Consider the following 15164-nt stretch of genomic DNA (forward strand, 5'->3'; position numbering starts at 1 on the left):
ACAAGCGGCTTGAACTTGGGGAATCTCCCAGACCGGCTTTGGGGTTGGGTCTGGTACGTTGATAAGGGCGCGTTGCGCAATGAAGTTTGGACTGCGACTCCGGGGTGGCTTGCTAGCGACCCTGATCATGTTCGGCGCGCCGGTGGTTGCCCCGATTGGGGCTGTTTTCGTGCCTTCGTCTGCGCTTGCCCAGACCGTGCAGTCGATTTCCGTCGAAGGGAATCGCCGGGTCGAAGTGGAGACGATCCGCTCCTATTTCAAGCCGGGTCCGGGTGGTCACCTTGATCAGGGCGCCATCGATGATGGCCTCAAGGCGCTGATCGAGACCGGTTTGTTCCAGGACGTGAAGATCAACCGCGGCGCCGGCGGCCAGCTCATCGTCTCGGTGGTGGAAAACCCGGTGATCGGCCGCGTCGCGTTCGAGGGCAACAAGAAGATCAAGGACGAGCAGCTCACCGCCGAAGTCCAGTCCAAGGCCCGCGGCACGTTCTCCCGCGCCATGGTGCAGTCGGACACGCTGCGAATCGCCGAAATCTATCGTCGCTCCGGCCGCTATGACGTGACCGTCAACCCCGAGATCATCGAGCAGCCGAACAACCGCGTCGATCTCGTCTTCACGATCAACGAAGGCGCCAAGACCGCGGTGAAATCGATCGAGTTCGTCGGCAACACCGCGTTCTCGTCCTACCGCCTCAGGGACGTCATCAAGACCCACGAATCGAATTTGCTGAGCTTCCTCAGCAGCGGTGACATCTACGATCCGGACCGCGTCGAGGCCGACCGCGACCTGATTCGCCGCTTCTACCTCAAGAACGGCTTCGCCGACGTTCAGGTCGTCGCCGCGCTCACCGAATACGATCCCGAGAAGAAGGGCTTCAACGTCACCTTCAAGATCGAGGAAGGCCAGCAGTACCGCGTCGGTACCGTCGATTTCCGCACCAGTATCGCGAACTTCGACGCGAGCACGTTGCGGTCCTTTTCGCGCGTCAATGTCGGCTCGCTCTACAATGTCGAATCGGTCGAGAAGTCGGTCGAGGACATGCAGATCGAGGCCTCGCGCCGCGGTTACGCCTTCGCGGTGGTGCGTCCGGGCGGCGATCGCAATTTCGATGCGCACACCGTCTCGGTCGTGTTCAACATCGACGAGGGTCCGCGCACCTATATCGAACGCATCAACATCCGCGGCAACACCCGTACCCGTGACTACGTGATCCGTCGCGAGTTCGATATCTCCGAGGGTGACGCCTACAATCGTGCGCTGGTCGATCGCGCCGAGCGCCGCCTGAAGAACCTCGACTACTTCAAGACCGTGAAGATCACGACGGAGCCGGGCTCCTCCAGCGACCGCGTAGTCTTGAACGTCGATCTCGAGGAGAAGTCGACCGGTGACTTCTCGGTCTCGGGCGGTTACTCGACGACCGACGGTGCGCTGGCTGAAGTCTCGGTCTCCGAGCGCAACCTGCTCGGCCGTGGCCTGTTCGCCAAGGCGTCGGTCACCTACGGCCAGTATGCGCGCGGCTATTCGCTGTCGTTCGTCGAGCCGTATCTGCTCGACTACCGTATCGCGCTGGGTCTCGACTTCTATCAGCGCACCCAGCTGTCCAACAGCTACATCTCCTACGGCACCAAGACGCTGGGCTTCTCACCGCGCCTCGGCTTCTCCTTGCGTGAAGATCTGGCGCTCCAGCTGCGCTACTCGGTCTACCAGCAGGAAATCACGCTGCCGTACTACCTGGCGAACTGTAACAACATCATTGGTTCGTCGGCGTTCAACCCGAGCCCGGCCTTTGCCAACCTCAACGGCATCGACCTGAGCTCGACCAACGGCCTCGGCTGCTACAGCGACGGCGAAGCGTCTCTGCCGGTCCGCAAGGAGCTCGCCGGCGGCAAGACCCTGACCTCAGCGCTCGGCTACTCGCTGACCTACAATACGCTCGACAACAACAAGAACCCGACCGACGGCCTGATCATCGACTTCAAGCAGGACTTCGCCGGCGTCGGCGGCGACGTCTCCTACCTGAAGTCCGTCGCTGATGCGAAGTACTACCAGTCGCTGGTGTCTGATCTCGTCGGCCTCGTCCACCTTCAGGGCGGTGTTCTGACCAAGGTCGGCAGCGACCTGCGCATGCTCGATCACTTCCAGATGGGTCCGAATCTCGTTCGCGGCTTTGCCCCGAACGGCATCGGCCCGCGCGATTTGAACCCCTATGGCACGCAGGATGCGCTCGGCGGCACCAAGTACTGGGGCGCTTCGCTCGAATTGCAGATGCCGTTCTGGTTCCTGCCCAAGGAAGTGGGTCTGAAGGGCGCGGTCTACGCCGACGCCGGTGGTCTCTACGACTACCAGGGTCCGACGACCTGGGCGCTGACAGGTGAAACGACGACGACCAGGAACTCGTCCTGTACGGCGTCGACGATCTCTCCGGGAGCCTCGCCCGGCACCTGTACCGGCTTGGTCTACGACGACAGCAAGGTCATCCGGTCGTCGGTCGGTGTCGGCCTGATCTGGGCCTCGCCGTTCGGTCCGCTGCGCTTCGACTACGCGGTGCCGCTCACCAAGGGCAAGTATGACCGCACGCAGGAATTCCGGTTCGGCGGCGGCACGACGTTCTAATTCGAACAGCAGGGCATGATCCGGCCCCACGTGGGGCCGGTCTCGAAAAAGATCGTGCTCAATCCGTGAGATAAGGCATGATGCGGCCTCATCGCTTCATGCCGAAGCCGGACCGCGACGGGGTGGAATGGCGCAGCCGACCTTCTTCACAAAGCCGCCAGCGTCAACGCTGGCTGACATTGCCGCGCTGACCAAGGCACAATTGGTCGATCCCACCCGGGGCGATCATGTCATCACGGGCCTCGCTTCGCTCGACGAAGCCGGTCCGATGCATTTGGCATTTTTCGACAACCTCAAATATGCCGATGAGCTCAAGGCGACCAAGGCAGGCGCCTGCCTGGTGAGTCCGCGCTTCGAGGCTCGGGTGCCCGCCCATGTGGCCGTGCTGCGGGCGGCGCAGCCGTTTCGAGCCTTCGTCGGGATCGCGCGGCAATGGCACGGCGATGCGTTGAGGCCGCAATCCTGGGTCGGCAATGACGGCATCGCGCCGTCGGCGATCATCGATCCCTCGGCCCGTATCGAGGACGGCGTCATTGTCGATCCGCTCGCCGTCATCGGGCCGGATGTCGAGATCGGCAGCGGCACGGTGGTCGGCGTCGGTGCGGTGATCGGCCCCGGCGTCAAGATCGGCCGGGACTGCAATGTCGGCGCCCGCACGGCAATCCAGTGCACGCTGATCGGCAACAATGTCCTGATCCATCCCGGCTGCTCGATCGGCCAGGACGGCTACGGCTTCATCTTCTTCGGCCCCGAGGGTCATCTGAAGGTGCCGCAGACCGGGCGCGTGCTGATCCAGAACGATGTCGAGGTCGGCGCCGGCACCACCATCGACCGCGGGTCCTTGCGTGACACCGTGATCGGCGAGGGCACCAAAATCGACAATCAGGTCCAGATCGGCCACAATGTGACGATCGGTCGGCACTGCCTGCTGGCAGCCCAGATCGGGCTCGCGGGCAGCCTGACCATCGGCGACAACGTGGCGCTGGGAGCGAAGGTTGGCATCAACAATCACCTCAAGATCGGTGATGGAGCCCAGGTGACGGCGATGAGCGGGGTCAAGGACGACATCCCGCCGGGCGGTCGCTGGGGCGGTTTTTTTGCCAAGCCGACCAAGCAGTGGTTCAAGGAGATCATCGCGGTGGAGCGTCTGGTGCGCGACAGCAGGGCCGATCCGAAGGACGAGGGACGGGAATGACGGCGGAATCACCTGTTAAGTTCGAGCTGGTGGATATCAATGCGATCCTCCAGACCCTGCCGCACCGTTTTCCGATGCTGCTGATCGACCGGGTGATCAACATCCGGGCCGATTACAGCGGCATCGGCATCAAGAACGTCACCTTCAACGAGCCGGCCTTCCAGGGCCATTTCCCCGAACGTCCGGTCTATCCGGGCGTCATGATGATCGAGGCCATGGCGCAGACCGCGGGCGTGATCGGCATCAAGTCGGTCGAGGGCACCGAGAAGCCGCGGGCGGTCTATTTCCTCACCATCGACAAGTGCAAGTTCCGCAAGCCCGTGCTGCCCGGTGATACCATCGAGTATCACATGCGCTCGGTCGGCCGCCGCAAGAGCATGTGGTGGTTTCACGGCGATGCCAAGGTCAACGGCCAGGTCGTCGCCGAAGCCGATGTCGGGGCCATGCTGACCGACTGAGGCCGGCGCGCCGTCCGTTCAAATGTTGGATGAGGTCGTTGATGCGAGCGCCCGGCTTGCTCAGCCTGTATCTGAAACACGCCGAGATCATACGTCACTGGACAGATCGGGCGCAGTCGCGCTAACCAGCGGAAAGCCTAGCAAGTTCAACACATAGTCAGACCTTCTTGATAAGTAAGATCGCTTGATGAGTAAGATCGACCCCACCGCGCGGGTGGAAGACGGCGCTGTGATCGGCGAGGGCACCGAGATCGGGCCCTATTGCATCATCGGCCCGCATGTTGTGATCGGCAAGAACTGCAAGCTGATCGGACACGTGCATATCACGGCGCAAACCACGATCGGCGACGATTGCACCATCTATCCGTTCGCCTCGCTCGGCACGCCGCCGCAATCGCTCAGCTATCGCGGCGAGCTGACCAAGCTGACCATCGGCTCCGGCTGCACCATTCGCGAATCCGTGACCATGAACGCCGGCACCGTCGCCGGTGGCGGCATCACGGAGGTCGGCGAGCGCAACTATTTCATGAACTGCAGCCATGTCGGCCACGACTGCCATGTCGGCAACGACGTGATCTTCGCGACCTCCGCGACGCTCGGCGGTCATTGCGAGATCGGTGACTTCGTCTTCATCGGCGGTCTCTCCGCGGTGCATCAGTTCACGCGTATCGGTCCGCAGGTTATGGTCGGCGGGGTCTGCGGCGTGCGCGATGACATCATCCCGTTCGGGCTCGTCAACGGCCAGTATGCGGTGCTCGAGGGCCTCAATATCATCGGCATGAAGCGACGTCAGTTCACCAAGCAGCGGCTTGTCACGGTGCGGGCGTTCTACCAAAAACTGTTCCATGGACCCGGTATGTTTGCCGAGCGGCTCGCAGCGGTGCAACCGCTCGTGGACGAGGATCCCGCGATTGCCGAGATCCTCGACTTCATCGGCAAGGGCAAGCATCGTCCGCTCTGTCTTCCCGCCATCGCAAAGTGACGTCGGGATGGCCGCGGACATGACATCGGCGGCGTCAGGGATTTCACCACCCGTCGGCGTGGTCGCAGGCGGCGGTGCGATGCCGTTCGCGGTCGCCGAGTCGCTCGCCGCGCGCGGCATCACGCCGGTGCTGTTTCCGCTGCGCGGCGCCTGCGATGCGGCGCAGGTGGAGAAATTCCGTCATCGCTGGATTTCGGTCGGCCAGCTCGGCCGCGCGATGCGGCTGTTTCGCGAGGAGGGCTGCCGCGATCTGATCTTCATCGGCACGCTGGTGCGGCCCTCACTGTCGGAGGTCCGGTTCGACTTCACGACGTTGCGGTTGCTCGGCACCGTGATCCGGGCCTTCCGCGGCGGCGACGATCATCTGCTGTCCGGCGTCGGGCGCATTCTCGAGCAAGGCGGCTTTCGCATGGTCGGCATCAAGGATCTCGCGCCCGATCTGCTGATGCCCGAGGGCTGCATCAGTCGCGCCTGGCCGAGCGACAACGGCAAGACGGACATCGAGCGCGGACGCGCGGTGCTGACCGCGCTCGGTCCTTTCGATATCGGTCAAGCTGCGGTGGTGATCGATGGCCACGTAGTGGCGGTCGAGGACATCGAGGGCACCGATGCGCTGCTGGCGCGCGTTGCGCGGCTGCGCGAGGAGGGCCGCATCCGCGCCGCCACCGGACGCGGCGTGCTGGTGAAGGCGCCGAAGAGCGGCCAGGATCTGCGCTTCGACCTGCCGACGATCGGCCCGCGCACCATCGAGAGCGTTGCCAAGGCTGGCCTTGCCGGTGTCGCCGTGATCGCCGGCCACACCATTGCCGCCGAGCCGCAGGCGATGATCGCGCTCGCCGACGCAAAATATCTTTTCGTCGTCGGTCTGCCCGCGTGATGCAGGCGCGTGATCCCAAGCGGAAGATTTTCCTGATCGCGACGGAGGAATCCGGTGACCGGCTCGGTTCGGCGCTGATGAAGGTGCTGCGCCAGCGCCTGGGCGACGGCGTGCAGTTCGAAGGCATCGGCGGCCTCACCATGGCGCGCGAGGGGCTCGAGACGCTGTTTCCCATCGAGGAGCTGTCGATCGTCGGTCTTGCCGCGGTGGTGCAGCAGCTGCCGAAGATCCTGCGGCTGATCCGTGAGACCGCGGATGCCGTAACCGAGGCCGCGCCCGACGCGCTCGTCATCATCGACAGCCCCGATTTCACCCATCGCGTCGCCCGCCGTGTGCGCGCGCGCAATCCGGCGATCCCGGTGGTCGACTACGTCTCACCCTCAGTGTGGGCCTGGCGGCCGGGCCGGGCGCGCGCCATGCTCGGCTATGTCGATCACGTGCTGGCTCTGCTGCCGTTCGAGCCGGAGGAATACCGCAAGCTCGGCGGGCCGCCATGCAGCTATGTCGGCCATCCCCTGATCGAGCAATTGCCGTCGCTGCGGCCTGATACGGACGAGCAAAGGCGCCGCGAGGCTGAAACACCGGTGCTGCTGGTGTTGCCGGGCAGCCGCCGCAGCGAGATCCGGCATCATCTCGACGTGTTCGGTGCGGCGCTCGGCCGGTTGCAGGCTGAAGGCGTCGCGTTCGAATTGATGCTGCCGACCATGCCGCATCTCGAAGCCACCATCCGCGCGGGCGTCGCGAGCTGGCCGGTCAAGCCGCAGGTCGTGGTCGGCGAAACCGAGAAGCGCGCCGCGTTCCGGATCGCGCGCGCCGCGCTGGCCAAATCGGGCACGGTGACGCTGGAGCTGGCGCTGTCAGGCATTCCGATGGTGACCGCCTATCGCGTCGGCGCGATGGAGGCCTTCATCCTGCGCCGGGCGATCCAGGTCTCGTCTGTGATCCTCGCCAATCTCGTGATCGGCAAGGACGTGATCCCCGAATTTTTGCAGGAGGACTGCGCGCCCGAGAAGCTCGCAGCAGCGCTGTCCGAGGTGCTGACGGATTCATCGGTGCGCCGGCAACAGGTCGAGGCTTTTGCCCAGCTCGACACCATCATGTCGACCGGCAACAAATCGCCGAGCGTGCTCGCCGCCGACATCGTGCTTGCGACCATGCGAAAGGGGCGGCGAAGCTAGGCCAAACCGCCGTCGACCCGGAAACACTGGCAGGTGATCCGCTGGCTGTCGTCGGAGGCGAGGTACAGCGCCATGTTGGCGATATCGTCGGGCGTCACCGCATCGGGAATGGCCTGACGCGTGCGCAGCTCGGTGATGGCCTGCTCGTCCGGAAACCACAGCCGACGCTGTCGCTCCGTAATCACCATTCCCGGCGCAATTGCGTTGACGCGGATGCGGTCGGGGCCGAACCGGCGGCCCAGTGAATTGGTGAAGCCGACGACCGCAGCCTTGGCCGCGGCATAGACCGGCAGTGCCGGTGCGCCGCGCATCCAGGCCACCGACGACATGTTGATGATCGAGCCGCCGCCGCGCGCCTGCATCTGCGGCACCACGGCTTGCGCGGCAAAGAAGACGTGCTTGAGATTGACACCGATCATCCAGTCGAATTCGGCCGGGGTCACGTCGGCTAGCACCTGTCGCTGGTCATTGGCGGCGTTGTTGATGAGGACAGCAGCATCGCCGAGCGAGGCATGGACCTTCGCCATCGCGGCCCGCAAGGCGTCGATGTCGAGGAGGTCACAGGGCACGAACAGCGGTGCGGTACCTGCGGTCTTCGCCACCTCCTGCGCCAGCGCTTCGCCCGCCTGCGTGTCGATGTCGAGGAAGGCGACGCGGGCGCCCTGGCTCGCGAAGGCGCGCACGAAGGCGGCGCCGATGCCGCTGGCACCTCCGGTGATCAGCACCACGCGGTCGGCGAGGTCGGCATAGCTCGTCTTAGTCATGCGATCAGTCGCTCCGTCTCGGGGTCGAACAGGCAAATGCGGCGGGTATCCAGCGCGAAGGAGGCGGTCGCACCCGGCGTCGGGCGGATGTCCGGCGAGACGCGCGCCTGCGCGGGCTCGCCGCCAAGCCGCAGCAGGACGATGGTCTCGGCGCCAGTGGGCTCGACGAGCTCGACCGGCGCTGTGACGATGACGGGCGCGCCGGTCGCACCGGAGAACACACGGTCGCCCTCGGCGATGCATTCCGGCCTGATCCCGAGCACCACCTCGCGGCCGACATAGGACACGGCCGCGTCGTATTCCTGCAGGCGGAGGCGGACCTCGTCCGGCCGGCCTGCGCCGATCACGGCCACCGCGCCGGCGGCATCGCCCTCGAGCCGTGCTGGCATCGTGTTCATCGGCGGCGAGCCCATGAAGCGGGCTACGAACAGATTGGCCGGATAGCGGTAGACCGTGTCCGGGTCGGCGAACTGCTGCACCACGCCGCGATGCATCACGGCGATGCGGGTCGCCATCGTCATCGCCTCGATCTGGTCGTGGGTGACATAGACGATGGTGGCGCCGATGCGCTGATGCAGCCGCTTGATCTCCATTCGCATCTCGACACGCAGTTTTGCGTCGAGATTGGAGAGCGGCTCGTCGAACAGGAAGAGCAGGGGATCGCGCACCAGCGCGCGGCCCATCGCCACACGCTGGCGCTGGCCGCCGGACAGTTGCGACGGCTTGCGGCCGAGCAGGGGCTCGATCTGGAGCAGCCGGGCCACGTTCGCCAGCGCCTTCTCCTGCTCCGCCTTCGGTACATTCCGGCATTCCATGCCGAAGGTGATGTTCTGGCGCACCGTCATCGACGGATAGAGCGCGTAGGACTGGAACACCATGGCGATGTCGCGATCCTTTGGCGGGACGTCGTTGACGACGCGTCCGCCGATTTCGATCGTGCCGTCGCTGGCGCGATCGAGCCCGGCGACGATGTTGAGCAGCGTGGACTTGCCGCACCCGGACGGTCCGACCAGCACGGTGAATTCGCCGCTCTCGATGTCGAGGTCGATGCCTTTCAGCACCTCCAGATTGGCGTAGCGCTTCGACAAGGCGCGAATGCTCAGTGCTGCCATGACAAATCCATCATTTCACGGCCCCGGCAGTGAGGCCGCGTACGAAATACCTGCCGCCGAGGAGATAGATCAGCAAGGTAGGCAGCGCCGCGATGATCACCGCCGCGCTCTGCACGCCATGCTGCGGGATATCCGCGATCGCGGCGGAGAGCGCGATGAGTGCGGCGGTCACGGGCTGCTGCTGGCCGGTCGTGAATGTCACGCCATAGAGGAACTCGTTCCAGATATGGGTGAATTGCCAGATCACGGTGACGATCAGGATGGGAGACGAGATCGGCAGAATGATGCGCCAGAAAATACGAAAGAACCCCGCGCCGTCGATGCGAGCGGCCCTGATCAGTTCATGTGGAATGGCGATATAGTAATTTCGGCAGAACAGGACGGTGAAGGAAAGGCCCTGGATCGTGTGAATCAGCACGAGCCCCGTCAGCGTGTTAATGAGACCGATGTCCCGCAGCACGATGGTCCAGGGCAGCAGGCGCATCTGCTGGGGAAGGAAGAGGCCGAGGGTTACGATGCCGTAGATCCAGTTGTCGCCGCGAAAGCGCCAGAGCGACACAGCGTAACCGGCGACAGCACCGAGCAAGGTCGAAAAGATCGTCGCGGGGATCGTGATGAGCGCGGAGTTCAGCATGTACGGCCGGATGCCGGCGCAGGTCTCGGCGACGCAGAAGCCGCTCCAGGCCATAAGGTAGTTGCTCCAGGCCAAATGCTGCGGCCAGCCGATCATCGACCCCTGCGCGATCTCCTCGTTGGTACGGAGCGAGTTCAGCAGGACAACAATCAGGGGCGCGAGATAGGCTGCCGCGAACAATGAGACGACGAGATAGATCAGAATGCGGCTCGGCGCGAAGCTTCGGTCACGCATGGGTGGCCTGCCGTCGCTGGACGTAACGCCACGCCGCATAGGGCAGCAGCACCGCGAGCAGGATGAGCAACATGAGCACCGCCGCCGCCGCACCCCGGCCGAGCTGGCTGCGCTGGAACATCAAATCGTAGACGACAAGGGCCGGCAGCTGGGTCGCGATCCCGGGCCCGCCGTTGGTGAGCGCGCGGACGAGGTCGAAGGCCGAGATCGCAAATTGCAGCTGGATCACGACGACGGTGATGGTGATCGGCCAAAGCGTCGGCAGAATGACGCGCCAATAGGTTCGGATCGGTCCGGCGCCGTCGATCTGCGCAGCCCTGATGATGTCGCCGTCGACGGAGCGAAGGCCGGCCAGGAAGAGCGCCATGGCAAAGCCTGAGGATTGCCAGACCGCAGCAATCACGATCGTCCAGATCGCCATGTCGCGGTTGACCAGCCAGTCGAAGTGGAAAGAGGCCCAGCCGAGGTCATGGGCGAGCTTCTCGATTCCGATGCCGGGATTGAGCAGCCAGCTCCAGACCGTGCCGGTGACGACGAACGACACCGCCAGTGGGTACAGGAAGATGGTCCGCAGCACGTTCTCGCCGCGAATGCGTTGATCGAGCAAGATCGCGAGCACGAGGCCGGTGATCAAGCTCAGCAACACAAAGGCAATGCCGAACAGCAGCAGATTGTCGAAGGCGATCTGCCAATTCCGGCTCGACAGGACCGAGGCGTAGTTGTGAAAGCCCACCCAGCCCGAGACCGGAATAAGGGTGGATGGCGTGAACGAAATCCAGATCGTCCAGATCGAAAACGAAATGAGGTGCGCTGCGGACAACAGCAGCGGCACCCAGATCATCAGATATTCCGGCAGCCGGCGCACCATTTCAGAGGTCGCCGGCCGCGCTGCTGTCGAGACGGCGTTGGTCAACGTGCGCCCTCGACGGCCTCGGCGAGGCGGGTGACCGCCTCCTCCGGCTTGATCGTCTTGTTCTTCACGTACTCGGTGATCACGTCGATCATCGCGGCGGTCAGGCCGTTTTCCTGGGCCATGTTATGCGCGAGGCTAAGCACCGCCTGGTTGCTCGCGACAGCGTCTTTCAGAGCTGCAGCGGTGCGCCGTTGACCGTCCGACCAGCCTTCACCGGACAGATCGACGTCGGTGCGCACGGGGATCGATCCCGTGATCTGCGAGTACATGGTCTGGATCGCCGGATCCATCACGAGCTGCGCCATCAACATCTGGCCGGCCTGAAGATCGGCCTCCTTGCGCCGCCAGAAGATGAAGGCGTCGGCGTTCAACAGGAAAACCGGCTTGCCATTGTCGCTGGGGCCCGGCGTGATGGTGTAGTCGTCGAACTTGAAGCCGGCGTTTTTCAAAACGCCCTGGGCCCAGCCGCCCATGATCAGCATGCCCATGTCGCCGTCGACGAAGCGCTTCAGATTGGTGGCATAGGGTTGGGCGCCGACATTGGGGTCACACCAGTCGGCGATCTTGCGCGTCTGCGCGAAGGCCGCCTTGACCTCAGGGCCCTCCAGGGCCTTCTTGTCGAGGTTCATAATGGCTGCGCGGTATACAGCCGGACTGATGCCGGCGAGCGAGGCCTCGAATTTCTGTCCATCGTCGGGGCGGGTGCCGCCATTGGCGATGGGATAGGTGATGCCGCTCGCTTTCATCCTTTCGGCAAGTGCGTTGAAGTCGGCCCAAGTGACGGGGATCTTGTCGGCCTTGGCCTTGTCCATCGCGCGTTTGGAGAGAAACAGCATGTTGGTGCCGTAGATCTGCAACGGCAGCGCAATCCACTTGCCGCCCGGCTTGTGCAATTTTGCGAGGTCTGGCGCGACCACCTTTTCGTAGCCGGCGGCGGCGACCACGGCGTCGAGATCGACGGTCGGTGCAATCTTCGACCACGCTGCAATTTCGGGACCCTTGAGCTGGGAGCAGGCCGGCGGATCGCCGGCGATGATCTGGGCGCGCAGCTTGTTCATCATCTCCGTGGTGAAGCCGGGAACGGGCGAGTGCTGCCAGACGCCGCCTTTCTCCTCGAATTTCTTGCCGAGCGCGGTGATGGCCGCTCCATCACTGCCCGCGGACCATTGCGAGATCACGGTCAGGCGCGGCTTGACCGCAGCTTGCGCGCGGGCAAAGGCCGGTAGCGCAAGCGCGGCAGCGGATCCAGCGAGCAGACGACGCCTTGTTGTGGTGATCGGCATGGCAGTTCCTCCCGGGTGTGAACTCTTTCGCGCGAGAGCCGCGCGGCATCAGGCGATTTCAGGCAGCCTCCGTCGATACGGCCGGCATGCCGCCGCTTCTGGCCAGGCAGAACGCGGCGAAAGCGAGCGCGGCCTGCGGATCGTTGCCCACCGAGGGCGGGACGAAGGCGAGCGACACCTGCGCCAATGTCCGGCCACCCAACAGACACGCATCGATGCCGTCGATGACGGCCTTTCGATCGTCCTCAGCGAGCAGCGACGGCCAGCCGCTGACGACAACGCCGCGGCATGGCTTGACGTTCAATGTGTTGCCGATGCCGAGGCCAAGCCTGAAGAGCCGCTGGCGCAGCTCCTGGCGGACCCGCGCTTTGAGCGAAATCGTTGTCACCCATTCGCTGCCGAGCTGAAGCAATTCTGCTTCGGTGACGCACAGCAGCTCGGCCAGCGCCGGCAGCGACGTATAGGCTTCGACGCAGCCGTGATGGCCGCAGCGGCAACGGGGGCCGTCACTTCCGAATACCATGTGGCCGAGTTCGACCGGCTGGAGCGCGTCATCCTCGATCGGATCGTCGATCCAGGCCCCGGCGACGCCCTGCCCGACGAAGACGAACAGATGCGCATCGCTGAACGGATAGTTTTCCGTGCGGCAACGATGGAAGATGGCATGCGCCACCACCGAATTGGTGAAGGCGACGGGGACGCCAGCGAATAGCTCGCCGAACTTGCCGCCGATGCGTTCGACGTCGCAAGGAATGATCGGGTTGCCGAACTCGCTCAGGCGGCCGAGGCCCGGAATGGTGATGCCGAACTGCGCGAGCCTGATGCGTCGCCGCCGCGTCCAGTCGCGCAGCAAGGCCAGCGCTTCGCCGAACACCCGGCCGACGGATTCGACGGTCGGCTTCTTCGGAAGCGGCACACGCTCGGTGTAATGCAGCTCGCCCGACAGGCTGCCAACGCCGACGCTGAGCCATTGACCGGTCAGCTCGAGGGCCGCAAGCGCCACCGTGCCGTCGAGCGACACGAGACCCGTCGGGCCGCCGACGTAAGGGGCGGGGCGCCGCACTTCCTCGATCAGGCCTTCGGCCTTCAGGTCGAACAGGATGCGCGACAGGCTTGCCTCAGAAAGGCGCACGGCTCGCGCCAGCGGCGGCCGGAACGAGCCGCCCGATTGGAGCAAATGAGTCAAAATGGCAGCGCGCGTCTGCCGCCGACTTCTCGGCTGCTCCGGCATTTCCATCCCTGTCGTCATTCTTACTTAGAGTAAGAATTTGCGCGCAGAGCGTTTCGACTGTCAAGGCGCTTGGCGCGCGATGTCTCGATTTGTTGTTGTGCGCGGCAGCAAGATCGGGCGGTTCGTAGGGTGGTTTAGCGAAGCGTAACCCACCATCCTCTTCCGTATTTGCCGAACGAAGTTGGTGGGTTACGCCTTCGGCTAACCCACCCTACGCGTCCGCGCAAACAAAAGCGGCGCCATCGTGAGATGGCGCCGCTTGAGAGGCCGTGATGGCTGAAGGCCTACTTGCGATCCTTGATCGCCACGTAGTCGCGCTTGGTGACGCCGGTGTAGAGCTGCCGCGGACGGCCGATCTTCTGCTGCGGGTCCTCAATCATCTCGCTCCACTGGCTGATCCAGCCGACGGTGCGGGCGACCGCGAACAGCACGGTGAACATCGAAACCGGGAAGCCCATCGCCTTCAGCGTGATGCCCGAATAGAAGTCGACGTTCGGGTAGAGCTTGCGGTCGATGAAGTACTGGTCGCTGAGCGCGATCTTCTCAAGCTCGAGCGCCACCTTCAGCATCGGATCGTCGCCATGGCCGGTCTCCTTGAGCACGGCGTGACACATCTTTTGCATGATTTTGGCGCGCGGATCATAGTTCTTGTAGACGCGGTGACCGAAGCCCATCAGCCGGACTTCCGAGTTCTTGTCCTTCACCTTGGCGATGAACTCGGGGATCTTGTCCACGCTGCCGATCTCGGCGAGCATCGCCAGCGCGGCTTCGTTGGCGCCGCCATGCGCCGGGCCCCAGAGGCAGGCGATGCCGGCGGCGATGCAGGCGAACGGGTTGGCGCCGGAGGAGCCGGCGATGCGCACCGTCGAGGTCGAGGCATTCTGCTCGTGGTCGGCATGCAGGATGAAGATCTTGTCCAGCGCGTCAGCGAGCACCGGGTTGATCTTGTACTCCTCGCACGGCACGGCGAAGCACATGTTGAGGAAGTTCTCGGCGAAGGAGAGCGAGTTCTTCGGATACACGAAGGGCTGGCCGACCGTGTACTTGTAGGCCATCGCCGCCAGCGTCGGGATCTTCGCGATCATACGCATGGAGGCGATCATGCGCTGCTTCGGATCGTTGATGTCGGTGGAGTCGTGATAGAACGCGGCAAGCGCGCCAACGGACGCCACCATCACCGCCATCGGATGTGCGTCGCGGCGGAAGCCCTGGAAGAAGCGGGCCATCTGCTCGTGCACCATCGTGTGATGGATCACGCGGTCGTCGAAATCCTTCTTCTGCGCGGCGGTCGGCAGCTCCCCGAACAGCAGGAGATAGCAGGTCTCGAGGAAGTCGCCGTTCTCGGCGAGCTGCTCGATCGGATAGCCGCGGTATTCCAGCACGCCCGCGTCGCCGTCGATATAGGTGATCTTGGACTGGCAACTCGCGGTGGAGGTGAAGCCGGGATCGTAGGTGAACAGCCCGGACTGGCCGTACAGCTTGCCGATATCGATGACGTCAGGCCCGACGCTGCCGCTGTGGATCGGGAGATCGTAGTTCTTGTTTCCGACCGTCAGCGTGGCGGTCTTATTGCTTGATTGTGCGTCCATCAGAGGTCCCCGATGTAAGGTGAAACGGGCCGGACCCGGAAGGCCCCGTTGAGATCGTGGGGCAGGCCGGATATTCCAGAAGGTACGGTCAAGATGGGTA

Annotated in this window: 13 protein-coding genes; 6 read left to right on the top strand and 7 right to left on the bottom strand. The window is 64.0% G+C overall.

Annotated features, from left to right (window positions below; translation table 11 throughout):
- Positions 1-79: 79 nt before the first annotated feature.
- The 6 genes from bamA (at position 80) to lpxB (ending at position 7304) form a co-directional block, all read left to right on the top strand.
- Positions 80-2614: an outer membrane protein assembly factor BamA gene (bamA, locus tag JJE66_RS18040; RefSeq protein ID WP_200515654.1), complete on the top strand. Its 2535-nt coding sequence runs from the start codon at positions 80-82 to the stop codon at positions 2612-2614.
- A gap of 127 nt (positions 2615-2741) precedes the next feature.
- Complete coding sequence (gene lpxD, locus JJE66_RS18045; RefSeq protein ID WP_200515655.1) at positions 2742-3809, top strand: UDP-3-O-(3-hydroxymyristoyl)glucosamine N-acyltransferase; 1068 nt, start codon at positions 2742-2744, stop codon at positions 3807-3809.
- Positions 3806-4267 carry a 3-hydroxyacyl-ACP dehydratase FabZ gene (gene fabZ, locus JJE66_RS18050; RefSeq protein ID WP_200515656.1) on the top strand — a complete coding sequence of 154 codons (462 nt, stop codon included), beginning with the start codon at positions 3806-3808 and terminating at the stop codon, positions 4265-4267. Before lpxD ends, fabZ begins: the two co-directional genes overlap by 4 nt.
- A gap of 187 nt (positions 4268-4454) precedes the next feature.
- Positions 4455-5249 carry an acyl-ACP--UDP-N-acetylglucosamine O-acyltransferase gene (gene lpxA, locus JJE66_RS18055; protein WP_200515657.1) on the top strand — a complete coding sequence of 265 codons (795 nt, stop codon included), beginning with the start codon at positions 4455-4457 and terminating at the stop codon, positions 5247-5249.
- Positions 5250-5268: 19 nt separating this feature from the next.
- Positions 5269-6126 carry an LpxI family protein gene (locus JJE66_RS18060; protein WP_200515658.1) on the top strand — a complete coding sequence of 286 codons (858 nt, stop codon included), beginning with the start codon at positions 5269-5271 and terminating at the stop codon, positions 6124-6126.
- Complete coding sequence (lpxB, locus tag JJE66_RS18065; protein WP_200515659.1) at positions 6123-7304, top strand: lipid-A-disaccharide synthase; 1182 nt, start codon at positions 6123-6125, stop codon at positions 7302-7304. The genes JJE66_RS18060 and lpxB overlap by 4 nt, the downstream gene beginning before the upstream one ends.
- Here lpxB and JJE66_RS18070 read toward each other — a convergent pair.
- The 7 genes from JJE66_RS18070 to gltA form a co-directional block, all read right to left on the bottom strand.
- Complete coding sequence (locus JJE66_RS18070) at positions 7301-8068, bottom strand: SDR family NAD(P)-dependent oxidoreductase (protein WP_200515660.1); 768 nt, start codon at positions 8066-8068, stop codon at positions 7301-7303. The two genes, lpxB and JJE66_RS18070, sit on opposite strands and share 4 nt — an antisense overlap.
- Positions 8065-9180, bottom strand: a complete 1116-nt coding sequence (locus JJE66_RS18075) for an ABC transporter ATP-binding protein (protein WP_200515661.1) — start codon at positions 9178-9180, stop codon at positions 8065-8067. The genes JJE66_RS18070 and JJE66_RS18075 overlap by 4 nt, the downstream gene beginning before the upstream one ends.
- A gap of 10 nt (positions 9181-9190) precedes the next feature.
- Positions 9191-10048: a carbohydrate ABC transporter permease gene (locus JJE66_RS18080; protein WP_200515662.1), complete on the bottom strand. Its 858-nt coding sequence runs from the start codon at positions 10046-10048 to the stop codon at positions 9191-9193.
- On the bottom strand, positions 10041-10961 hold the full coding sequence (locus tag JJE66_RS18085; RefSeq protein ID WP_200515663.1) for a carbohydrate ABC transporter permease: 921 nt from the start codon (positions 10959-10961) through the stop codon (positions 10041-10043). The genes JJE66_RS18080 and JJE66_RS18085 overlap by 8 nt, the downstream gene beginning before the upstream one ends.
- Positions 10958-12244, bottom strand: a complete 1287-nt coding sequence (locus JJE66_RS18090) for an ABC transporter substrate-binding protein (RefSeq protein ID WP_200515664.1) — start codon at positions 12242-12244, stop codon at positions 10958-10960. Before JJE66_RS18090 ends, JJE66_RS18085 begins: the two co-directional genes overlap by 4 nt.
- 58 nt (positions 12245-12302) lie before the next feature.
- Positions 12303-13481 carry an ROK family transcriptional regulator gene (locus JJE66_RS18095; RefSeq protein WP_200518560.1) on the bottom strand — a complete coding sequence of 393 codons (1179 nt, stop codon included), beginning with the start codon at positions 13479-13481 and terminating at the stop codon, positions 12303-12305.
- A gap of 278 nt (positions 13482-13759) precedes the next feature.
- Positions 13760-15064: a citrate synthase gene (gltA, locus tag JJE66_RS18100; RefSeq protein ID WP_200515665.1), complete on the bottom strand. Its 1305-nt coding sequence runs from the start codon at positions 15062-15064 to the stop codon at positions 13760-13762.
- Positions 15065-15164: the final 100 nt, after the last annotated feature.

It is taken from the genome of Bradyrhizobium diazoefficiens (assembly GCF_016612535.1).
GTDB lineage: Bacteria > Pseudomonadota > Alphaproteobacteria > Rhizobiales > Xanthobacteraceae > Bradyrhizobium > Bradyrhizobium diazoefficiens_C.